This window comes from Desulfobulbaceae bacterium DB1 (genome assembly GCA_001914235.1).
In the GTDB taxonomy this organism is placed as follows: domain Bacteria; phylum Desulfobacterota; class Desulfobulbia; order Desulfobulbales; family SURF-16; genus DB1.
Genome location: MQUF01000002.1, coordinates 171,260 through 191,471, shown reverse-complemented (window position 1 = coordinate 191,471; position 20,212 = coordinate 171,260). Strand labels below are relative to the sequence as shown.

Here is a 20,212-nt window from a genome sequence, read left to right as displayed (position 1 = left end):
AAGAATGGCGCCATGCAGGTTGCGTTATTCGGATAATCGTCATTGTAACATTGATTGATATTTTTGCTGAAATGAAGGTTTTGCAATGCCGCGGCAGCAGAAAGTTGAATCCGATTTTCGTGAAGGTACATGCATGATGATGTTATCGGTTTACAGGAGGGAGAAAACCGTCTCGCGTTCGGTAAAAGGGCAGATGTAGAGAAGTTCGGCGGCAATCAGTTGCAGGCCCCGGCTGGTTTTGTTGCCGGATCCGTAACGCGGATCACCCATTACCGGAAATCCGATGAGGTCGAAATGGCGGCGGATTTGATGGAGCCTGCCGGTTTTTATCCGGACAACGGCTTTGGATGTATTGGATCGGGGGTCATGGGACAGCACCTGATACTCGGTCTGCGCCGGTTTGTTGTCCAGTGGGATATCGATTTTTGTTTCCTCTCGCGCAAACAGATTGCCGCGCACTTCGACAAGGTAGCTTTTCCTGATCAGGTTTTGTTGAAAAAGGGTGGAGAGTTTCCCCGCCGCCTCCTTGCTGTGCGCTATGAGCATAAGGCCTTCCGCTTCGCGGTCGAGCCGGTGGACGAGAAAAACCAGGCGCTGCGGGTGGAAAAAGAGTTCCGCCTGACGCAGCAGGGAACAGTGGTCGCCGTACTCCGTACCCTGCGACATGAGGCCCGCCGGTTTGTGCCAGACGCTGTAATGGCCTTGGTCATGCAGACAGCGGGCCCCTGGCGGGACAAGGGCAAGGAGCGTTTCGTCGTAGTAGAGGGTCAGGATATTTCCTGTCTGCGGAATTGCCGTGGCCCGGCGCAGGCGTCGGCGTTTTCCTTTCTTTTTTTCGAGCCACACCGCGCCTTTTGCCATGGCCTCCTTGATTTTGCTCCGGGAAAGACCGGTTTCTGCCGAGAGCAGGTCGCAGGCGGATTGCCGGTCACCGGGCGCGATGGTTAGATGACGGATGATTGGTGCCATTTTCGGCGGCAAAGGATTCAGGCGCGAAGCCGGAGAACGGCGTTGCCGATCACGTCGACTGCCCTGTCGATTTCCGTTTCCGTTGTCATGCGGCCGACGGTGAAACGCAGGGTGCCCTTGGCCCATTCGTCCGGCACCTGCATGGCCCGCAGCACATGGGATATCCGCACCGTGCCGGAATGGCAGGCGGCGCCGGCCGAAGCCGCCACTTCCAGGCCGATTTCCTCCAGCATGCGGGTGGCTTCCACATCCTTGAAGGAGAGGTTGAGCGTGTTGGCGAGCCTTTTTTCCGGATGGCCGTTGAGACGAAAGGTGTTGCCCAGCCGGGCGGCCAGGCACTGATGGAGTCGGTTCCGCAGGGAAAGCATGTGATCAATGTTGGCGGTGAGGTCCCGGCGGGCGATATCGCAGGCCGTGCCGAGGCCGACAATTTCCAGCACGTTTTCCGTGCCGGCCCGACGGCCGTTTTCCTGACCGGCGCCATGGCAGAACGGGGCAAGTTCCACGCCCCGGCGCACATACAACGCTCCCACGCCCTTGGGTGCGTAAAGTTTGTGCCCGGCAAGGGAAAGCAGATCAACGCCGAGTTCGTTGACGTCAAGTCGCGTCTTGCCGGCCGACTGGGCCGCGTCGGTGTGGATGAGAAGGGAATGGCGGCGGGCGATTTCCGCTATTTCCGCGATCGGTTCAATGGTGCCCACCTCGTTGTTGCTGTGCATGATGGTGATGAGCACCGTTTCCGGCCGGATGGCGCGGGCCACGTCCTCCGGGTCAACCAGTCCGTATCGGTCAACCGGAACAGAGGTGGTGGCTGCGCCCGATGTTTCGAGCCGGCGGCAGACCTCAAGCACCGCCGGATGCTCAATTGCCGAGGTGATGATGTGGGCTCCCTTTGGCGCGGCGGCGACAATTCCCTTGATTGCATGGTTGTTGGACTCGGTGCCGCCGCTGGTGAAGATGATTTCCTCGGGAACACAGCCCAGCAGTTCCGCCACCTGGGCCCGCGCCTTTTGCACCGCCCGTTGCGGGGCGATGCCGTACCAGTGGGAACTTGAAGGGTTGCCGAAGTCGTGCTCCAGGAAGGGGCGCATGGCGGCAATTACCTCCGGGTCATGGGGCGTGGTGCCGTTGTAGTCAAGATAGATGGGATGTGCCATAATCGCCCTCCTTGGTAAGCATGCGGGCTCGGCTAGGCCGGAATTTTGTCGGAGGTGGTCATCATCAGTTTGCCGTGCTTGACCCCCTTGGTGCCGATCAATTCGTCCGCCATTTTCTTGATATCCTTGGCCCGGCCCTTGACGACAATGATTTCCAGGCAGTTGTGGGCGTCCAGATGGACATGCAGGGCGGAAATTATCGCTTTATGATGCGAGTGCTGGTGCTGGGTCAGTTTTTCGCCGAGATCCCGGGTGTGGTGGTTGTAAACCAGGGAAATGCTGCCGACGGTTTCCGTCTCCTCATCGGACAATTCTTCCTCGATCAGGGCGTTACGGATGAGGTCGCGGATCGCTTCCGACCGGTTCTGGTAGCCCTTGGCCGCAATCAGTTCATCAAAACGCTGTAAAAGATCATCATGAATGGACACGCCGAAGCGGGTTGTGGCGCTCATAGGTTCTCCTTAGTTTCCTTGTCTTCGTGGTTGCCTCCGGCTTTTCCCGAATCAACAGTATTTTGATTTAGCAATATTTGCCGGGTCCGGCAAGGCAAATTCAACAGGGTATGTAACTGATTTTCCACATTGCGGCTGATTGGTGCTACAATGCTTCATTACGTGTCACTTTTCACTTGACTTCGTTTGTTGATGGGGTATTTTCGTGCTACAATTTTGATTTTCGTGTTAATGTGAAAGGGGGGAGAGATGAAAAAGAAAATAGTTGCGGCGGTCATGGTTGGAGGGAGCATATTCTGCGGTGCGCACCAGGTCCAGGCACTGTCGCCGGAAACGGAGATGCTGCTTGAGCTGCTGCAGGCCAAAGGGGTGCTGACCGCACGTGATGCACGAGATTTCAGTGATGCCCTGGAACGGAAGATGGCGACGCAAAAGGAAGAAGGAGGAGAATCTCACCAGGCCGACAATGGCGTGAGCGACAGGGTTGAGAAACTGAAAAATGACTCCGGCCGTTCAATCGCGGTTCTCGCCGACCGGGTGGAATTGAGCGGACTTGTTGAAGTCGCGGCCGGAGCGGGTGAGGATTTCAACGAGGACGACTGGAGTGATATAACCCTGTCCACCGTGGAAATCGGCCTCGATGCCACGATATCGGAATGGGCAAGCGCCCATCTTCTCCTGCTGTATGAAGAAGGCGAACTGTATGAAGAAGGCGAAGAGGATAATCACGTCACGGTTGACGAAGGGATCGTAACCATTGGAAATCTTGATGAATTCCCTGCGTATCTGAGCGCGGGCAAGATGTATGTGCCCTTTGGTTTTTTCCAAACCAACATGATTTCCGATCCGCTCACCCTGGAAATCGGCGAAACCGGAGACAGTGCGCTGCAGATCGGGTTTGAGACGGGAGGGTTGTATGGCTCCCTTTATGGTTTCAACGGCGACATCACCGCGCGGGACGACGACGATAAAATTGACGGCTATGGGGCGAATCTCGGGTATGGATTGGAAAAGGACGCCATGGCTCTTGATGTCGGCATGGGCTGGTTCAACAACATGGCCGATACGGACGGCATCGGCGACTATCTTGCAGAGGAAATGGATCTTGACGCGGTGGACGATTATGTGAACGGATTGTCCCTTTACGCCGTTTTTACCGCCGAACCTTTCACCCTGATCGGTGAATATGTCGCGGCCCTTGATGACTTTGCGGCGGATGAAATCGGCTTTCACGGGAAGGGGGCCCGGCCCGCGGCCTGGAACATTGAAGCCGCGTATTCCACCGAGCTGTTCAGCCGGGCAACCACCTTTGCCCTCGGCTATCAGTCTTCGCATGAAGCGGTTGATCTCGGCCTGCCGGAAGACCGCTATATCGCCGCCGTGACATTTGCCGTTTTTGATAACACCAATCTCGCTTTGGAATATCTCCATGATGAGGATTATGAGGAAAAAGACGGAGGCACCGGCAACGATGCCCACGCAACCACCCTGCAGCTGGGAGTGGAGTTTTAAAAATGAAAGTAACTATCCAGCTGTTTAGACTGTAGACTGAAGGCTATAGGGCTGCCGGTACTGTCGTATTACATATTTTAGGCGCTTTTCCTTCAGTCTACAGCCTTCAGCCTATCTACCTGGATAGTTACAAATGAAAAAACAAGAGGAGACGATTTTCATGCGGAAAATTTTTTCAACCATTGCCGTGGCCGCTCTTTTTTTCGCGTTGCGCCCGGCATCAGCCGATGCCCATTTCGGGGCCATCATCCCCGCCGATGACATCGTCAGCCGGCAGGACGACAAAACAGTGGCCCTTGAGGTCAAATTCATTCATCCCCTGGAACAGCATTACATGGAAATGGAAAAACCGAAGCAATTCGGCGTGGTCCACCGTGGTGAAAAAATCGATCTTCTCCCGACTCTGAGGGCGGCAAAGGGCAAAAGCGCGGATCAGCAGGGAGAATTCACCTTCTGGCAAACAGCTTATCCGATCAAGCGCCCCGGGGATTATACATTCTTTGTGGAACCCGTTCCCTACTGGGAACCGGCCGAGGATCTCTTTATCGTTCATTATGCCAAGGTCTGTGTCAATGCCCTGGGCCTGGAAGAGGGCTGGGATGAAGCGGTGGGGCTGGAGACGGAAATTGTTCCCCTGACCCGGCCCTACGGGCTGTGGACGAACAATATCTTCACCGGCCGGGTGCTTTTGCAAGGAAAGCCGGTGCCCCATGCCGAGGTGGAAATTGAATATCTCAACGAGTCGCCGGGCAATAAGACGGTTGTTTTGCCGCCCAGTGATCCGTATGTCACCCAGGTGGTCAAAGCCGATGCCGACGGTGTCTTTTCCTATGCCATGCCGAGGGCCGGATGGTGGGGATTTTCCGCCCTGAACCAAGCGGAGTGGAAGCTGAAAAAGGATGGGATGGAAAAAGGGGTTGAAATAGGCGCCGTCTACTGGGTGCATACCATTGATATGAAATAATCCCGTTGGTCTTGAGCAATGCCATGCAAAACATGATTTTTAAAATTTTCCTGCCTTTCCTTTTTATTTCCTGCCTGTCGGCGGACCCGGCTCTGGCCCACAAGGTTAATGTTTTTGCCTACGTCGAGGGGGATACGGTGTATACGGAAAGCTATTTTCCGGACGGCCGCCCGGTGGCGGGGGGCACCATCGAGGTTCTTGGTCCTGCCGATACGAAGCTCCTGGAGGGCAAAACAGATACCGAAGGAAAATTTTCCTTTGCCCTTCCCGCCAGGGAAAACCTGACCATTGTTATTAATGCCTCCATGGGACACAGGAACACGTATCTGCTGAAAAAAGAGGATATGTAAGAGAGCGCCATGCAAAAAATGATGAAATGGGAAACCGTTTTTTTTCGCCTTCTGCCGCTTTTTTTTCTGCCGGCTGTTTTTGTGGCCGCCCCCGCCTTTGCGCAGGCAGGGAAGGGAGAAGTGGCTGCCCTTGCATCCGCCGGAGATCAACGGGACAGTTGCCTGGAGGCTGTCAGGTTGCTGGAGGAGCAGGACAGGAAATTATCCCGGGAACTGCAGCAGATCAAGAGAGAAATCGGCGCACTGAGCCGGAACCTCGAAGAGCCGGGATGGCGGGAAGCGGTGGCCGGTGTCGGCTATATCTTCGGCCTTCTCGGCCTTGCCGCCTTTTTTACGGCGCGACGAAAAACAAAGAGCGAAAAAAACGGGTAGATAACGCATGCACATTTCCGACGGGGTGCTTCCCACAAGTGTGACTCTCGCAGGTTTTGCCCTGACCTTTGCCGGTGCGGCCTTGAGTCTCAAACAGGTGCGGGCGGAAGATCTGCCCAGGATCGCCGTGGTCACATCCTCTTTTTTCGTGGCCTCCCTCATTCATCTGCCTTTCGGCCCCACCAGTGTGCATCTGCTGTTGCCGGGCATCGTCGGGGCGCTGCTCGGGCCGGTATCCTTTCTTTCCATAACCCTGGGCCTGTTTCTGCAATCCATCCTTTTTCAATTCGGCGGATTGACCGCGCTCGGCGCCAATGCGATGATGATGGGGCTGCCTGCCGTTTTCTGCGGTCTGCTTTTCCGCCTGCTGCGCGGCAAGACCTTGAAGATGCATACAATTGCCGGTGGCCTGGCCGGTGGGCTGGGGACCCTGCTGTCCGCCGTCATTCTCGCCGCCTTGCTGTTCACCGCCGGCGAGGATTTTCTCGGCGTCGCCAAACTGGCGCTGCTTGCCCATCTTCCGGTTGTCTGTATTGAAGCGGGGGTTTCCGCCTTTATCATTTCCTTTCTTTTCCGGGTGAAACCGGAATTGCTCAATCCGGGTGGTTTCCCGCGGCATGACCGGTAATCTTGAAATCTATCTTTCCGGTGCCGTATTCGGGGTCATACTTGGTGCTTTTCTGCTGGTGTTTGCCGCGGTTCTGCTGATTGTGCGCAAAAAACCAGGTGTCCGTTTTCAGGGGGCAACGGCGGACTGGACACTTCCCGCCCTTGACGCATACGCGGATCGCTCCTCGTTTTTCCACGGCTGGGACCCCCGCGTTAAAATCGCCACCATTTTTTTCTACTGTTTTGCGGTTGCTTCGCTGAAAAGCCTTCTGTGGAGTGCCATGGCGCTCTGCATCGGTATAGTCGCCGTCATCGCCTGCCGCATTCCGCTGCGTCGCACCGTGAAAAGACTTGGTGCCATGGCCGGTTTTCTTGCCATGTTTCTGTTCGTCGTGCCCTTTACCTCGCCGTTGCGGCAAGGCGAAATCCTTCTGTACCTGCCGTTTCTGCACGGCATTCCCTTTCACGGCCACGGTTTTGCCGTGGCCTTGCGGATTGTTTTGAAGGCCTGCGCCATCGGCTTGATGATGGAACCGCTGCTGGCCACCGCCGCTTTGCCGGTGACGCTGCAAGCCCTGTCCCGGCTGGGAATACCCGACTCAATCAGCCAGATGCTTCTTTTGACCCACCGTTATATCTTTGTTTTTCTTCATGAAACAAAACGCATCTATCGCAGCATGCGGGTGCGGGGATTTCGTCCGAAAACCGACATTGCCACCATGCACAGCATGGGAAATTTTTTCGGCATGCTGTTTGTCCGCTCTTTCGACCGGACCCAGAGGGTGTATGACGCCATGCTGAGCCGGGGATACAACGGCTCCTTTCCCTCTTTTACGCATTTCGCAACCACGAGAAAAGACTGGTGCAAGGCGCTTCTCTGGGCCATGATCGGCCTTGCCCTGATTTGGCTGGACAGATTCCGGGGATATTCGACGTGGTAATGCGCGATGCCGATTTTCCCGCGACCGGGAGCAGGTAAACTTCATGCACCACATGGATGACAACAGCGCGCCCCGCCGTCAGGACCGGATGCCGCTTTTTGATCTTGATCGCCTGTCGTTCCGCTATCCGGACGGCACCCTTGCCCTGCGGGATGTTTCGCTGCAAATCCACCAGGGAGACCGTATCGCCCTGGTGGGACGCAACGGCTCGGGCAAAACCACCCTGGCCAGGCACCTGAACGGCCTGCATCCCTGTCAACACGGCTCGCTGACCTATAAAGGCAAAGCCCCGCGGGGCGAACTGCTGCGGGAACTGCGGCTTAACGTCGGTGTCCTGTTTCAGGACCCGGATGATCATCTTTTCTGCAACAGCTTGTACGACGACGTCGCCTTCGGCCCCATGAACCAGGGATTGCCGGAAGACATTGTCGATGCCCGGGTGAAACGGCAGATTGCCGCGGTGGGGCTTGATCATCTTCTTTATAAGCCCGCCCATCTGCTCAGTCACGGCCAGAAAAAACGGGCCGCATTTGCCGCTGTCACGGCGATGAATCCGGAGGTTCTCATCCTCGACGAGCCGACCGCGGGCCTTGATCCATTGCAGGAAAAGATATTCAAAAAACTGCTGGCGGATTATCAGGGCACCCTGATCATCATCGATCACGATCTTCTTTTTTTGTATGATCTGTGCGACCGGGCGGTGGTCATGGCCGACGGTTGCCTGCATCATGATTTCGCTTTCCGTGATCTGGTGTCCCAGCCTGCTTCCCTGCGCGAGCACGGGCTTGATTTTACCTTCCGCTTTACCTGTTGCGGCGGGCACCATGAGAAAGCACCGCATCACCATCATCACCACCAGGTGGCGACCCATGCCCATGACAGGAGTGGTCACCATCTGCCCGTGGGGGCGGAGGAAACACCGCTCCTGGAGCTGCAGCATTATTCATTCCGCTATCCGGACGGCAGCCCCGGACTCCATGATGTCAATCTTGTTGTTCGTTCCGGCGAGACCATTGCCCTGGTGGGGGAAAACGGCGCGGGAAAATCAACCCTGGCCGCCTGTCTGCTCGGAATCAATCGGGGTGACGGCTATTTCCTGCTGCACGGCAATATCGTCACCGGCTCCCGCCGCAAAAATTTATGGCAGCGCATCGGCATGGTTTTTCAGAATACGGCGGACCAGCTTTTCTGCCCTTCCTGTTGGGAGGAAGTCGCCTTTGGTCCCCGGCAGATGGGCATCAGGGGAAAAGAACTGGATGAGCGGGTGGCACATGCCCTGGCCCAGGTGAATCTCCAGGGATTTGAAGGCAAGGTGCCGCTCCACATGAGCGGCGGCGAGCGAAAACGGCTGGCCATCGCCTCGGTGCTCGGCATGCGCCCTGAAATGCTCATCCTGGATGAACCCACTGCCGGGCTTGACCCGCAGGGAGAAGAAATCCTGCTGCAAATTCTGGCAGATCTGCGGCTGACCGTTCTTCTCGTAACCCATGATCTCTTTTTCATCACCCGTCTGACCAGCCGCACCCTGGTCATGCACCGGGGAGAAATTATCCGGGATTACTCCACCGGGGAATTTGTCACCGATCAGCATCTCCAGGCGATCAACGAGCTCGATTACACGTACAACAACGAGTGTTGCCGCCGTATTCAGGAGCTGCAGTCCCGATAAAAGTGCCTAAAGTGTCTCAAGTGCCTAAACCTCAATTATCGTTTCAATCCACGCCCCCGCGCGGGGGGCGACTTAATGTTCCCGGTTGCCCGCAACCAGTGGCGGAGGTTTCAATCCACGCCCCCGCGCGGGGGGCGACCGGGGTATGGGCATACATCAGCGTCGCCACCTTGGTTTCAATCCACGCCCCCGCGCGGGGGGCGACTGTTGGCTAAATGGGAACAACACAAGGAGTTAATGGTTTCAATCCACGCCCCCGCGCGGGGGGCGACGGGTGCGTTCCAGCTCGCCGCAAAGGCCATGGGGTTTCAATCCACGCCCCCGCGCGGGGGGCGACGCAGTTGCGGTCCGATCCACTGAGAAGTTTTGGGAGTTTCAATCCACGCCCCCGCGCGGGGGGCGACCATTGCCGGTATGGTTAGCGATAGAGCAACGATCGTTTCAATCCACGCCCCCGCGCGGGGGGCGACGAGAGCGCATGGCCATGGCGGCCAATCGTATCGGGTTTCAATTCACGCCCCCGCGCGGGGGGCGACTGTTGGCGGCGGCTGAACTGTTGGGCGCTAAGCTGTTTCAATCCACGCCCCCGCGCGGGGGGCGACAGAGGTGCAGCGACACAACTACCAGGCATTATAAGTTTCAATCCACGCCCCCGCGCGGGGGGCGACTTTTGCAGTGGGACGGGGCCGCGTGGATAGCTCGTTTCAATCCACGCCCCCGCGCGGGGGGCGACGCCACATTCAACCTCCCGGACGACCGTGGCAGGTTTGTTTCAATCCACGCCCCCGCGCGGGGGGCGACCATATTGACGATTGGCAACTTGGTATCATGGTTGTTTCAATCCACGCCCCCGCGCGGGGGGCGACTCTGACTTCGTACACGGAGACGGATCCGACAGCGGTTTCAATCCACGCCCCCGCGCGGGGGGCGACCCCGTCTTTGCGATGGAACGCCCTGAATTCGGAGTTTCAATCCACGCCCCCGCGCGGGGGGCGACGTCTTTCTGGACAAAAAGGGCTGGGATGGACAGGTGTTTCAATCCACGCCCCCGCGCGGGGGGCGACACTTGCCCCGCAGTAACGTTAAACCTCTCGTAGGTTTCAATCCACGCCCCCGCGCGGGGGGCGACATCCGGTCAGCAAATCAATGGCCGCAAGACCGATTGTTTCAATCCACGCCCCCGCGCGGGGGGCGACTGTATGTCTTTGGCCGGACCATCGCCGACAAAGAGGTTTCAATCCACGCCCCCGCGCGGGGGGCGACACCGGGCCGTGGATCTGCTCAATCAACATCATCTGTTTCAATCCACGCCCCCGCGCGGGGGGCGACTCCTCAACACGCCGTTTACCACTGGCGACCTCGCGTTTCAATCCACGCCCCCGCGCGGGGGGCGACCTGCCGATCTGTGGTATATCCGGGGCAGACGGTGGTTAAAATCCACGCCCCCGCGCGGGGGGCGACCCGGGGCGAACTCATGGCGGTCATCGACGTGATGTTTCAATCCACGCCCCCGCGCGGGGGGCGACGCCCGGTGATGCCGCAGCCGAATGACCGTTTGATGTTTCAATCCACGCCCCCGCGCGGGGGGCGACTCGGTCTCGGACACTGACACCAGGTCGTGGGTCTTGTTTCAATCCACGCCCCCGCGCGGGGGGCGACGCGCGCCGTGCCGTTTATCAATCGCAAGAACATCGTTTCAATCCACGCCCCCGCGCGGGGGGCGACCAGCCCGGTGAGATGCCGGGTCAGGTTCTGCACCGTTTCAATCCACGCCCCCGCGCGGGGGGCGACGCGACATAAACGAGTGGCGGTGAGGTTCGTGGTGTTTCAATCCACGCCCCCGCGCGGGGGGCGACTATTCGCTCCTGATGCAGCGGTCCCGTTCCCGGCGTTTCAATCCACGCCCCCGCGCGGGGGGCGACTTCGGCCAGGAGACGGGAGTCCAGCTCTTGACCGTTTCAATCCACGCCCCCGCGCGGGGGGCGACTGGGCGGCATTGTCTGATTCGACGCTGGCGGCCAAGTTTCAATCCACGCCCCCGCGCGGGGGGCGACGTTAATGTGTTAATAATTAATTATCCGCGTTTGCGTTTCAATCCACGCCCCCGCGCGGGGGGCGACAACAGCCGATACCGTCAACCAGGGCCGTTATGCGTTTCAATCCACGCCCCCGCGCGGGGGGCGACCGGACGGGTCTTCCACCTCCCATGCCTTGGAAAAGTTTCAATCCACGCCCCCGCGCGGGGGGCGACTCGGCACTCTGTATGCGGGGATGCGCTTTTTGGGGTTTCAATCCACGCCCCCGCGCGGGGGGCGACTACGTCGGCTATCCCGGCAGATCAGGTAACGATGGTTTCAATCCACGCCCCCGCGCGGGGGGCGACCACAAGGGTTCCTATGCCGCATCAAAAACTCACGAGTTTCAATCCACGCCCCCGCGCGGGGGGCGACGGCCTTACGGCGGGACATTTCATCCTTGGTGAGAGTTTCAATCCACGCCCCCGCGCGGGGGGCGACATCAGTTGATGCAGCGGAGTGTTGCGATCTTAATGTTTCAATCCACGCCCCCGCGCGGGGGGCGACATAATCGTATATATTTTCAAGCATTGCCTTGGTGTTTCAATCCACGCCCCCGCGCGGGGGGCGACATCTTGTGGATTGCTGCGTCAGTGTCAGGAGTAGGGGTTTCAATCCACGCCCCCGCGCGGGGGGCGACATCATGATCGCGGTCGGTCCTGATGTGGCGGCGGTTTCAATCCACGCCCCCGCGCGGGGGGCGACGTCAGTGCAGGTCACATCATAGGTCCACGCGGTGGTTTCAATCCACGCCCCCGCGCGGGGGGCGACACCGCCCTGAGCAGGGTGGCTTTTTCCTTATCCGTGTTTCAATCCACGCCCCCGCGCGGGGGGCGACAACGATGTCTGACTCCGACGGCAATACGGAAGCGTTTCAATCCACGCCCCCGCGCGGGGGGCGACCGTGCCGTAGTCGAGATGACCGGCATATTAAGAGTGTTTCAATCCACGCCCCCGCGCGGGGGGCGACAGGATCGTCTTTTTCTCTCTTCCTTTCATTAAAAAGTTTCAATCCACGCCCCCGCGCGGGGGGCGACTTAAAGAATGAAGGGATTTGTGACGTTAATTGCTGTTTCAATCCACGCCCCCGCGCGGGGGGCGACCTAAAACGGCACATCATCTTCACCGTCACCAACCGTTTCAATCCACGCCCCCGCGCGGGGGGCGACATCCCGGCGTACTTGCGGGTGATCTCCTCCACCTGTTTCAATCCACGCCCCCGCGCGGGGGGCGACAGACGTCGATGGTTGCGTCAGCAAGTACATTGCTGTTTCAATCCACGCCCCCGCGCGGGGGGCGACGGACGAAAACACTATGCACCGCAACCACGGTTATGTTTCAATCCACGCCCCCGCGCGGGGGGCGACTCGTTTGGGTGCCGGTGCCGCCCACCGTCACCAGTGTTTCAATCCACGCCCCCGCGCGGGGGGCGACCTGGACCGAGCAGGGCTGTGTAAGTGCAGTCGATGTTTCAATCCACGCCCCCGCGCGGGGGGCGACCGGTCAATGCAGCCAAGTCGTCATTGATGATAGTCTGTTTCAATCCACGCCCCCGCGCGGGGGGCGACATCAAGAAAGGCCCGCCACAGCGGGGTGCAAAAATGTTTCAATCCACGCCCCCGCGCGGGGGGCGACCTTGACACACACAATATATTGTGCGCAAAAAAACGTTTCAATCCACGCCCCCGCGCGGGGGGCGACGGCGAGGTCGGGTAGAGATGGGTACCCCGATGGGTTTCAATCCACGCCCCCGCGCGGGGGGCGACTGTTTCCTTTCAAACCGTTCTTTCACCTCCTCTTTTTTTCACAATTCCGCGAATCAGAAAGAAATACCACCGACATACCCATGCCGGATAAAATAAATCGGCCATAAACAACATTTTTTCAGATAGTTACAGACTGCGCGAACCTGCCCGTCATTTCATGGGAGCTTGGGGTTCGCGCCTCGTATCAAACAATCAACGGCCCCTCCTGATCAATCCCTTTTTTGGCCCCGACATGCTCCACCCGGTGCTGCCAGTTCGAGCCGAGAAAATAAAAGCGCAGGCTGTCTGTTCCGGGATCAATCTCGTCAATCAGCACCTGCCGGAAAACCGTCCACTGCGCCGGATCAACGATGCATTCAAAAACGGAGAACTGCACCCGCTGGCCGAAATTCTTGCAGGCCTTGGCCACGCGCCGCAACCTGCGCTGGCCCGCTTTATCCATAGTCGACACATCGTAGCTTACCAGAACAAACATATGTTATTTCCAGAGAAATACAGGGTATCCGTCAAGATCACCCCGCAGATGCCGGGCCAGGAGCAGGGCCTGGGTATGGAACAACAGGCCGACCGGCATTTTTTCTTTTATAAAAGGATGCATGATCTCATCCTGTTTGCGGTTCTGATAGGCAACCAGCACTGTTTTTCGTGTCTCGTCATCCATGAAAACCGCACCTGATTCCATGATCCGGAAACCCTTGTCCTTCACCTGGGAAAGGTTGATCAGCGACAGGGCGAGACGGTCGGCAAGAAACGAGCGGAATTCCTCCATCATGTCCAGGGCAAGGCTTGGCCTGCCGGGGCGGACGCGGTGCAGAAATCCGACAGCCGGATCAAGGCCGACGGACTCCAGGGCGGATCTGACATCGTGCATGACCATGGTGTAAAGAAAGGACAGCAGGCAGTTTACCCGATCCAGCGGTGGCCTGCGGCTTCTTTCGTGAAAAATGAAATTCTCCTTTTGCGAAGTGATCAGATTGTCAAAAACATTAAAATACACCTGGGCGGCCTCGCCCTCGTAGCCTCGGATGGTATCCAGCGTGATGTCTTCGCGGACATGCATGAGGATGGAATTGAGCCGGTCAATGGCACCCTGCAGAACCGGCACATCGATCTTGCCCGGATGGTCGCGCAGGACGCGTTGCAGCACCGTCCGGCTGTTGCTTATCTTGCCGATTACGGCTGATCGGGCGACAGACGTTGATTTCTGCTGGTCATCGGCCCAGCGGTACTGTTCGCGCCTCAGCAAGACATTGCCGGAAACAGGCCCCTGCACCCTGGCCAGAAAACGCCCGTGTTCGGACAAAAAGCTTATGGCAACGTCATTTTCGGCGCAGAATCCCATGAGAAAGGGACTGCAGGATACCTGCCCGAAACAGACGATGCCGCCCAAGGTATGAATCGGCAACTGCAGACGCACCTTGCCGTCTACCTTGACGGCTACCGTTTCGCCTTCCTTGGCCAGATACGCACCCTGGGTGGTGACAAAAAGTGTGTTCAGATGTTTTTTCATTGGACCTCGCAAGCCTGATCCAGATACCGGCCGACCTTTTTCTTCTTTTCCAGTATTCTGGGAAGACAGAGTTCATAAAACGAGCAGGAATCGCATCTTTTGCTATAAACCGGGGCCGGTGTTTTGCCCGCGCTGATAAGTTCGTGCAATTGCAACGCGGTATTTTCCGTCTCCCGCCGCAGCTCGCCGGTAAAGATAACGTCCTGCCGCCTGCGGTTCTTGCCGTAGAAAAGCGCGCCTGCCGGAACCGCAAGCCCAAGCATCTCTTCAAGGCAGACGGCCTGGGCGCAGAGCTGCACCTTGTCCCAGTTTTCTTTTTTCTCCTTACCACGTTTAAATTCCACCGGGAAAGGCTGCCAGCCTTCTCCTGAATCCATCCTGTGAAACTCGACGACATCGGCCTTGCCGATCAGGCCCAACCGCAGGGAGCGCAGGGGCATGCCGTATTCAACGCGGACATCTTTTCGTGATTCCCTGCCCGACTGGTCAACTCGTTCATGCATCAGTCGTCCCTGGGCGGTGAACTGGTTTTCCTCCCACTGCTGTTCGATGTGAATCAGGGCGCACTGCCGTGGACAGAAAAGCAGATGCTGCAGGGCAGAGAGAGGCAAGAGCTCATCTTCGGTGAATGTTTTCATTTGCTTTGACCGGGAACCTCTTGTTGACAAAACAGGTATTGCTATCTAAGGTATTGTTACAACATTCATATCTGGAGATCACCCATGGCAACAACCGTACTTTCCAATAAGGGTCAGATTATAATCCCTAAACCGCTGCGAGACGCCCATCAGTTGGAACCAGGTCAGACGCTGGAAGTGATTGACATTGCTGAAGGCATTCTTCTGCGACCAACCCGGCCATATCCATATCCGGCAACAACTCTTTCTGACGTGGCCGCCTGTCTCAAATATAACGGACCGGCAAAAAGCCTGAAAGAGATGGATGAGGCCATAAAAAAAGGCGCAATGGAGAGTGCCGGTGACAGGGGTTGATACAAATATTCTTGTCCGGCTGCTGACCCGCGACGATGAAGACCAATTCCAGAAGGCCTTTGCTCTTTTCGATAAGGACACCGTTTTTATTTCCGACACCGTTATTCTCGAAACTGAATGGGTCTTGCGGTTTGCATATAGTTTTAAGTCCAATGAAATCTGTGACGCATTTATAAAACTCCTCAGTCTGACGAACGTCAAAACGAAAAATCCTGACACCTTATTTTCCGCTTTGGAATGGACCCGTAAAGGGCTTGATTTTGCCGATGCCCTCCATCTTGCATGCTGCAAAGATTGCGGCCATTTCGCCACCTTTGACGCTGATTTCATCCGCCGCTCCAATGGCCTGGGTAAATGTGTGGTAAAAATGCCATGAGAGATTTTCCTCCTGTACATCCCGCCTGATAGCGGGGACATTTTATCATTCCTCTGCAATCAGGTTCATGATCAGCCGGATCAATATTCCCTTCTGACCTGATTCGCTGGCCGCAGTCAACAGGGCCAGAGCCACGAGCGCCCGGTTATCGAAATTCCCACCCTCCAGCAGCCCGTTTGTTTTGAGAAACAACAGGAAGAGAAAGGAGCCGATCCGTTTATTGCCATCAGAAAAAGGATGGTCCTTGATAACAAAATAGAGGAGATGGGCCGCCTTTTCCTCAACACTCGGATAAAGATCCCGGCCGCCGAATGACTGCTGCACCGCGCCGATAAGGCCGGCAAGGCCGTGGCCCCGTTCCTGGCCGAAAAGGTCGGTCGCCTCCCCCCTGGTCAGTAAGTCGTTTTTCAGGGTGACAATGGCCTGCCTGGCCTGGTCGATCTCCAAGGCGGCTCGCACATCGTGTTTTGTTCCGGGGACCGGCAGTTTATCTTCGTCATACTGCAAAAGAAGCTGCCAGGTCCTGGCATAGCGGTTGACAACCTCCAGCACCGCCCGGCCTTCATCGCTCACCAGATTATGACTTTCCAGCGTACCGGCCAGCAGACGTAAAACCTGCCGCACCTCGTCCACGCCTTTTCCCGCCAGCCGTTGTTGATTGAGCGAATAGCCGCGCACCAGATGGTCTTTTAAGACGGAGGTGGCCCAGATGCGGAACTGGGTGCCGCGTTTTGAATTTACCCTGTAGCCCACGGAGATGATGGCATCCAGATTATAGTATTCGACCTGCCGTGTTACTTGCCTGTCACCTTCATTTTGAACTGTTGCATTTTTTGCAACAGTTGTTTCCCTTGATAATTCTCCGCTCTGGAAGACATGGCGAAAATGACGGGATATAACGGATTTATCCCTTTCGAACAGATCAGCAATCTGATTCAAGGTCAGCCAGACGGTTTCGTCCTTAAGGTGGACATCGAGCGCTGATTTCCCTTCCTCGGATTGATACAGGATGACTTCGCCAAAATCAGCAGGCATGTCTTCTGGTTTTCCAGTTTTTTCTATCATTACGACCCATCCATGAAATTTTTCATATTACCCATTGCTGACGCAAGCACCTTATTGTACAATATTCCTGTACAATAACTACCAGGAGGACACCATGCTCCAAACAACATATTCCAATGCACGGGCCAATTTTGCCAGCCTGTGCGACGAGGTCACGGAAAACCGGGAAATCGTCGTCATTAGCCGCCGCAAGGGAGGCAGTGTCGCCATGATTGCGGCCGATGAATTGGAAAGCCTCATTGAAACAACCCATTTGCTCCGCTCCCCGGCAAACGCCGGAAGGTTGCTCTCCGCCCTGGACCGCGCCCTCAAACGCGAGGGGGAACCGTCTTCACTGGAAATCCTCCGCCAGGAAAGCGGCATTGAGAAGTAAATACCGCGAGGCCGTCTTCCAGCCGGAGTTCCGTGATGACCTGCGCCACTGTGTTGAGAGTGACCGCAAGGTGGCGCTGCGCGCCTTCGACCTGATCGAGGCCATCATGCGCGATCCCTTCACCGGCATCGGCAAACCGGAACCTCTCAAGTATCTTGCCCCCGGCGTCTGGTCCCGCCGCCTCATCCAGGAACACCGCCTTGTCTATCTCGTCCGCGATGACCGGATCGATTTCCTCCAGGCCCGGTATCATTATTGAGAGATTTGGCAGGGCGCAGGCTTTTTTCCTGAATTGTATCAATCTTTTTTGCCCTTCAGTCGTTTCCTGCCTTCCGGTTCGGTCAGGTAGTTTTCCGAGGATACGACCTTGTTTCCGGTTTCGACCTCCAGTTTTTCCCGCGCCTCCCCGGCAATCCGGCCACCCTTGCGGGCCGCCGTTCTATTTTCGCCAAAGCCCTGCGCATCCTGCCTCCGGGCGATCTCGGTGGTGGCCGCTTCACCCAGCATGGAAAAAATCAGCTCCAGATCGTTCATGTGGTCGCGCAGATTCTCCCGCTCCAGTCCTTTCAATTCCTTATATTCGGACGGGGTCAAACCAAAAGCGGCCTTGGAAATTTCCGCAGTCAGGATGGCGTATTCCGGCTCGCCGTTCACGCCCCGGGTCTGCCATTCATCGGTCAGTTCGGCCCGGACGGCGATGCCGCGCATCCGTTTTTCAATCCACGCTTCCGAATAGCCCTTGGCCCGGTAAAGCGCCTTGGTCCGTTTCGTTGCCAGTTCCGGATCTTCGATCTCCTGCACCCGCTCATAACCGACCTTGGCCAACCAGCGCTTGAAGGGCTCGGCCTTTGGGGAAGGAATGGACTGGATGATACGGAAGATACCTTCTGTGTTGGCGCAGTTTGTTTTCTGTTTGCCGCCCTCGGACTCCAGCCAAAGGGGGGTGACAATTTGTCCCCACCCTTTGCTTAACTCATTGTCACGCCGCCGCATTTTCTTGATGTAGTCACTGACATTCGTTGAATCTGTCAATGCTGCCACCACATCGGCAACCGAGAACCACCATTCATTATTGTGAATCGTCCGTCTTATTTCTTTTCCCTTGAAAACAATCAGGTTGGGTTTCATGTCTTGCATCGTTTTATTCCACCCTATAATTGACTCAATCCGCTAACATCCGCGCAAAATAGCTGCCGACGCTCCTGCCCGCTCCAGCCACCTTCGGCAGACAGAGGTGCATGAGAGAACAACTGTCGCACTTCTTTTCATAGCGGGCCGACGGCGTCCTGCCGGAGCGGACCAGCTCGTGGAGGCGGATGGCCGTTTCTTCGGTTTCGCGCCTCAATTGATCATCGAAGCGTACCACCTGGCGTCGCCGATTTTTGCCGTAAAACAGGGCACCTTCCTGCACCACGCACCGGAGCATTTCCTCCAGACAAAGGGTTTGGGCGCAGAGCTGAATCTGGAAACTTCGCTGGTGCCTCAGCCGTCCTGGTTTGTACTCAACCGGATAGACCATCCATCGGCCAGAATAACCGGGAATCACGGCTCCCATGGCATCAGCGTCGTCCGCACGATGGAACTCGACGATATCTGCCTTGCCTGAGAGTCCTAGCCGTAAGGATCGAAGCCACAAACCACGAACGATGACCAGGCCGCCCCGTTTTTCTGGAGATTCGTCGCCGTGGGCGCGCTGGTGTATTACCGCGCCTTCCGCCGTGTGGACATTGTCCTCCCACACCATTTCGATCAGATGCAATGCCGCCCGCCGTTCGCAAAACTCAAGGTCCGCGAGCCGGGAAAGGGGAAGGAGGTCGGCCTCATCAAAAAATCGATCAGGCGCCTCCTTCCTTTTCATGACCGCACTGTGCACTTCTCTCCATGACATGCCGGAATCTCCCAAATGATTTTGCGGGCGGTGATTAGCTCGTTTCCAGGACCGCCCTGATCCTTTTCCCGCACTGCACCATTGGGGGCCTCGCCGCAATAGTCTGCGATGGATTGCGGGAATTCTTTTTTGATGTTGCCATCATCGCCCACATCAGCGCGATGGACATTCACCATTTCGAACAATTTATGAGCGTGTTCGTTACCCAGAGGGGTGGAATGCTGAAAATCCACAAGACCAACAACCCGCATCCCACCAGGCCGTGCGGCCGCTCGATCATCGGAAAACATGTGCTGGAGCGCAAAAAGAAAATTATCGAGGTCGTAATAGGTGAAACCCGTCTTTGCCGCAAAAGCCGGCGAGAGATAAATGTGGCTCCGGTAAATGCCGTAATCCACGACATGCTTGCGCCCCATGGTGCGGTTGCCACTTGATTCGCTCTCACCTTCACTTTCACCCGCCTGGTTTGCCTCCTTTTCACTCGCCGATGCACAACGAGTGATAGTGAAATCAAGTTGAAGGACCCGATCAAGGCTTTCAGCAAAACCGAACTGGATGGGGCCGCGAATCTGGCCGTAGAAGCTGCCCTTCAGTGGACCGTCCGTGGAAACGACTCCGCCGAATGCACGGACATCAAAAAATGTCTGACACAGGGCATCACGATAGGAACGAACAATGAATTCACTGCTGCCAGCCCTCCCCCTTGCGGGCTGCACCCAATTGCCTCTATTGGGTTCTGAATAACTATCGAAGATATTCTTTGCCGTCTCGGCCAAATCAGCATCTTCCATAAGATTTTGGAGCACGGCATTTTCTCGAATGAAGATTTGATATCCACTCACAGGATGATCCAACAACGCCCCTGACGGCATGTACAAACTATAAAAATTGCGGATTTTTCGTTTCTGGCACACATCGGTCATAAGCCCTTTCATGGTATCCGGTTGCAGGCGTGGCATGTTGCCGGTGTCCGGGTCGCCGTTCGGATTTGATTTCACGACTTCAGTCAACAGCACTATGTCATGCCGCTCCCCGACAACATCCCCAGCGCTCTTGCCTTCTGGAAGCGTAATAATATTGTGATGCAATTTTATGCCATTTTCGTTACTCTGTGCTTGCTCTGTCATATTCCTGGCTCCTTTTTGTCAGCGATCCAAATGGTTGTTTGCATT

The 20,212-nt window shown here is 56.6% G+C and carries 21 protein-coding genes and 1 CRISPR repeat array; of the genes, 11 read left to right on the top strand and 10 right to left on the bottom strand.

Annotated features, from left to right (window positions below; all coding sequences use genetic code 11):
• Nucleotides 1-150: 150 nt before the first annotated feature.
• Genes BM485_01670 through BM485_01660 form a run of 3 tightly spaced genes read right to left on the bottom strand, consistent with a single transcriptional unit; the run spans nucleotide 151 to nucleotide 2,578 of the window.
• Nucleotides 151-969 carry a hypothetical protein gene (locus tag BM485_01670; protein ID OKY76802.1) on the bottom strand — a complete coding sequence of 273 codons (819 nt, stop codon included), beginning with the start codon at nucleotides 967-969 and terminating at the stop codon, nucleotides 151-153.
• A 17-nt stretch (nucleotides 970-986) separates the two neighbouring features.
• The gene (locus tag BM485_01665) at nucleotides 987-2,126 is read right to left on the bottom strand and encodes a cysteine desulfurase NifS (protein OKY76801.1); all 1,140 of its coding nucleotides are present in this window, start codon (nucleotides 2,124-2,126) and stop codon (nucleotides 987-989) included.
• 32 nt (nucleotides 2,127-2,158) lie between these two features.
• Complete coding sequence (locus BM485_01660) at nucleotides 2,159-2,578, bottom strand: nickel-responsive regulator (GenBank protein ID OKY76800.1); 420 nt, start codon at nucleotides 2,576-2,578, stop codon at nucleotides 2,159-2,161.
• 249 nt (nucleotides 2,579-2,827) lie between these two features.
• Between BM485_01660 and BM485_01655 the strand changes: the two genes are divergently transcribed.
• From BM485_01655 to BM485_01625, 7 genes are all read left to right on the top strand, one after another.
• Complete coding sequence (locus BM485_01655) at nucleotides 2,828-4,090, top strand: hypothetical protein (protein ID OKY76799.1); 1,263 nt, start codon at nucleotides 2,828-2,830, stop codon at nucleotides 4,088-4,090.
• Nucleotides 4,091-4,250: 160 nt separating this feature from the next.
• Nucleotides 4,251-5,054: a hypothetical protein gene (locus BM485_01650; GenBank protein ID OKY76923.1), complete on the top strand. Its 804-nt coding sequence runs from the start codon at nucleotides 4,251-4,253 to the stop codon at nucleotides 5,052-5,054.
• Between the two features lie 23 nt (nucleotides 5,055-5,077).
• A complete protein-coding gene (locus BM485_01645; GenBank protein OKY76798.1) occupies nucleotides 5,078-5,404 on the top strand; it encodes a hypothetical protein in 327 nt (108 codons plus the stop codon).
• A gap of 9 nt (nucleotides 5,405-5,413) precedes the next feature.
• A complete protein-coding gene (locus BM485_01640) occupies nucleotides 5,414-5,776 on the top strand; it encodes a hypothetical protein (GenBank protein ID OKY76797.1) in 363 nt (120 codons plus the stop codon).
• Between the two features lie 7 nt (nucleotides 5,777-5,783).
• Nucleotides 5,784-6,404 carry a cobalamin biosynthesis protein CbiM gene (locus BM485_01635; GenBank protein ID OKY76796.1) on the top strand — a complete coding sequence of 207 codons (621 nt, stop codon included), beginning with the start codon at nucleotides 5,784-5,786 and terminating at the stop codon, nucleotides 6,402-6,404.
• Nucleotides 6,394-7,326: a cobalt ECF transporter T component CbiQ gene (locus tag BM485_01630; GenBank protein OKY76795.1), complete on the top strand. Its 933-nt coding sequence runs from the start codon at nucleotides 6,394-6,396 to the stop codon at nucleotides 7,324-7,326. The genes BM485_01635 and BM485_01630 overlap by 11 nt, the downstream gene beginning before the upstream one ends.
• Before the next feature lie 43 nt (nucleotides 7,327-7,369).
• Nucleotides 7,370-8,995 carry a hypothetical protein gene (locus tag BM485_01625; GenBank protein OKY76794.1) on the top strand — a complete coding sequence of 542 codons (1,626 nt, stop codon included), beginning with the start codon at nucleotides 7,370-7,372 and terminating at the stop codon, nucleotides 8,993-8,995.
• Between the two features lie 40 nt (nucleotides 8,996-9,035).
• Nucleotides 9,036-12,836: a CRISPR direct-repeat array (repeat unit 32 nt; unit sequence GTTTCAATCCACGCCCCCGCGCGGGGGGCGAC).
• 184 nt (nucleotides 12,837-13,020) lie between these two features.
• On the opposite strand, the gene BM485_01620 is transcribed toward BM485_01625, so the two are convergent.
• The 3 genes from BM485_01620 to BM485_01610 are packed head-to-tail and all read right to left on the bottom strand — an operon-like array spanning nucleotide 13,021 to nucleotide 14,984.
• Nucleotides 13,021-13,311, bottom strand: coding sequence for a CRISPR-associated endonuclease Cas2 (locus tag BM485_01620; protein ID OKY76793.1), 291 nt, complete (start codon nucleotides 13,309-13,311; stop codon nucleotides 13,021-13,023).
• A gap of 3 nt (nucleotides 13,312-13,314) precedes the next feature.
• The gene (locus BM485_01615; GenBank protein OKY76792.1) at nucleotides 13,315-14,346 is read right to left on the bottom strand and encodes a subtype I-C CRISPR-associated endonuclease Cas1; all 1,032 of its coding nucleotides are present in this window, start codon (nucleotides 14,344-14,346) and stop codon (nucleotides 13,315-13,317) included.
• Nucleotides 14,343-14,984 (bottom strand): CRISPR-associated protein Cas4, encoded by a 642-nt coding sequence (locus BM485_01610; protein OKY76791.1) that lies wholly within the window; start codon nucleotides 14,982-14,984, stop codon nucleotides 14,343-14,345. The genes BM485_01615 and BM485_01610 overlap by 4 nt, the downstream gene beginning before the upstream one ends.
• Nucleotides 14,985-15,068: 84 nt before the next feature.
• Here BM485_01610 and BM485_01605 point away from each other — a divergent pair, with 84 nt between their 5' ends.
• Nucleotides 15,069-15,338, top strand: coding sequence for an AbrB family transcriptional regulator (locus BM485_01605; protein ID OKY76790.1), 270 nt, complete (start codon nucleotides 15,069-15,071; stop codon nucleotides 15,336-15,338).
• Nucleotides 15,325-15,714: a twitching motility protein PilT gene (locus BM485_01600; GenBank protein OKY76789.1), complete on the top strand. Its 390-nt coding sequence runs from the start codon at nucleotides 15,325-15,327 to the stop codon at nucleotides 15,712-15,714. The genes BM485_01605 and BM485_01600 overlap by 14 nt, the downstream gene beginning before the upstream one ends.
• Before the next feature lie 45 nt (nucleotides 15,715-15,759).
• Here the strand turns inward: BM485_01600 and BM485_01595 are convergent, their stop codons facing one another.
• Nucleotides 15,760-16,749, bottom strand: coding sequence for a hypothetical protein (locus BM485_01595; protein ID OKY76788.1), 990 nt, complete (start codon nucleotides 16,747-16,749; stop codon nucleotides 15,760-15,762).
• A 124-nt stretch (nucleotides 16,750-16,873) separates the two neighbouring features.
• On the opposite strand from BM485_01595, the gene BM485_01590 reads away from it, so the two are divergent.
• Together BM485_01590 and BM485_01585 are read left to right on the top strand one after the other, a co-directional pair.
• A complete protein-coding gene (locus BM485_01590; protein ID OKY76787.1) occupies nucleotides 16,874-17,152 on the top strand; it encodes a prevent-host-death protein in 279 nt (92 codons plus the stop codon).
• Nucleotides 17,142-17,411 (top strand): addiction module toxin YoeB, encoded by a 270-nt coding sequence (locus BM485_01585; protein ID OKY76786.1) that lies wholly within the window; start codon nucleotides 17,142-17,144, stop codon nucleotides 17,409-17,411. The genes BM485_01590 and BM485_01585 overlap by 11 nt, the downstream gene beginning before the upstream one ends.
• A gap of 38 nt (nucleotides 17,412-17,449) precedes the next feature.
• Here BM485_01585 and BM485_01580 read toward each other — a convergent pair whose 3' ends face one another.
• Genes BM485_01580 through BM485_01570 form a run of 3 tightly spaced genes read right to left on the bottom strand, consistent with a single transcriptional unit; the run spans nucleotide 17,450 to nucleotide 20,167 of the window.
• A complete protein-coding gene (locus BM485_01580) occupies nucleotides 17,450-18,280 on the bottom strand; it encodes a phage antirepressor protein (GenBank protein OKY76922.1) in 831 nt (276 codons plus the stop codon).
• A 34-nt stretch (nucleotides 18,281-18,314) separates the two neighbouring features.
• A complete protein-coding gene (locus tag BM485_01575; GenBank protein OKY76785.1) occupies nucleotides 18,315-19,010 on the bottom strand; it encodes a CRISPR-associated protein Cas4 in 696 nt (231 codons plus the stop codon).
• Nucleotides 19,007-20,167 carry a type I-C CRISPR-associated protein Cas7/Csd2 gene (locus tag BM485_01570; protein ID OKY76784.1) on the bottom strand — a complete coding sequence of 387 codons (1,161 nt, stop codon included), beginning with the start codon at nucleotides 20,165-20,167 and terminating at the stop codon, nucleotides 19,007-19,009. Before BM485_01570 ends, BM485_01575 begins: the two co-directional genes overlap by 4 nt.
• Between the last annotated feature and the right edge of the window lie 45 nt (nucleotides 20,168-20,212).

What these genes read in the sequence shown, in the direction of transcription:
- BM485_01670 (OKY76802.1), bottom strand. Translation starts at nt 969, where the DNA reads ATGGCACCAATCATCCGTCATCTAACCATCGCGCCCGGTGACCGGCAA.
- BM485_01665 (OKY76801.1), bottom strand. Translation starts at nt 2,126, where the DNA reads ATGGCACATCCCATCTATCTTGACTACAACGGCACCACGCCCCATGAC.
- BM485_01660 (OKY76800.1), bottom strand. Translation starts at nt 2,578, where the DNA reads ATGAGCGCCACAACCCGCTTCGGCGTGTCCATTCATGATGATCTTTTA.
- BM485_01655 (OKY76799.1), top strand. Translation starts at nt 2,828, where the DNA reads ATGAAAAAGAAAATAGTTGCGGCGGTCATGGTTGGAGGGAGCATATTC.
- BM485_01650 (OKY76923.1), top strand. Translation starts at nt 4,251, where the DNA reads ATGCGGAAAATTTTTTCAACCATTGCCGTGGCCGCTCTTTTTTTCGCG.
- BM485_01645 (OKY76798.1), top strand. Translation starts at nt 5,078, where the DNA reads ATGCAAAACATGATTTTTAAAATTTTCCTGCCTTTCCTTTTTATTTCC.
- BM485_01640 (OKY76797.1), top strand. Translation starts at nt 5,414, where the DNA reads ATGCAAAAAATGATGAAATGGGAAACCGTTTTTTTTCGCCTTCTGCCG.
- BM485_01635 (OKY76796.1), top strand. Translation starts at nt 5,784, where the DNA reads ATGCACATTTCCGACGGGGTGCTTCCCACAAGTGTGACTCTCGCAGGT.
- BM485_01630 (OKY76795.1), top strand. Translation starts at nt 6,394, where the DNA reads ATGACCGGTAATCTTGAAATCTATCTTTCCGGTGCCGTATTCGGGGTC.
- BM485_01625 (OKY76794.1), top strand. Translation starts at nt 7,370, where the DNA reads ATGCACCACATGGATGACAACAGCGCGCCCCGCCGTCAGGACCGGATG.
- BM485_01620 (OKY76793.1), bottom strand. Translation starts at nt 13,311, where the DNA reads ATGTTTGTTCTGGTAAGCTACGATGTGTCGACTATGGATAAAGCGGGC.
- BM485_01615 (OKY76792.1), bottom strand. Translation starts at nt 14,346, where the DNA reads ATGAAAAAACATCTGAACACACTTTTTGTCACCACCCAGGGTGCGTAT.
- BM485_01610 (OKY76791.1), bottom strand. Translation starts at nt 14,984, where the DNA reads ATGAAAACATTCACCGAAGATGAGCTCTTGCCTCTCTCTGCCCTGCAG.
- BM485_01605 (OKY76790.1), top strand. Translation starts at nt 15,069, where the DNA reads ATGGCAACAACCGTACTTTCCAATAAGGGTCAGATTATAATCCCTAAA.
- BM485_01595 (OKY76788.1), bottom strand. Translation starts at nt 16,749, where the DNA reads ATGCCTGCTGATTTTGGCGAAGTCATCCTGTATCAATCCGAGGAAGGG.
- BM485_01590 (OKY76787.1), top strand. Translation starts at nt 16,874, where the DNA reads ATGCTCCAAACAACATATTCCAATGCACGGGCCAATTTTGCCAGCCTG.
- BM485_01580 (OKY76922.1), bottom strand. Translation starts at nt 18,280, where the DNA reads ATGAAACCCAACCTGATTGTTTTCAAGGGAAAAGAAATAAGACGGACG.
- BM485_01575 (OKY76785.1), bottom strand. Translation starts at nt 19,010, where the DNA reads ATGAAAAGGAAGGAGGCGCCTGATCGATTTTTTGATGAGGCCGACCTC.
- BM485_01570 (OKY76784.1), bottom strand. Translation starts at nt 20,167, where the DNA reads ATGACAGAGCAAGCACAGAGTAACGAAAATGGCATAAAATTGCATCAC.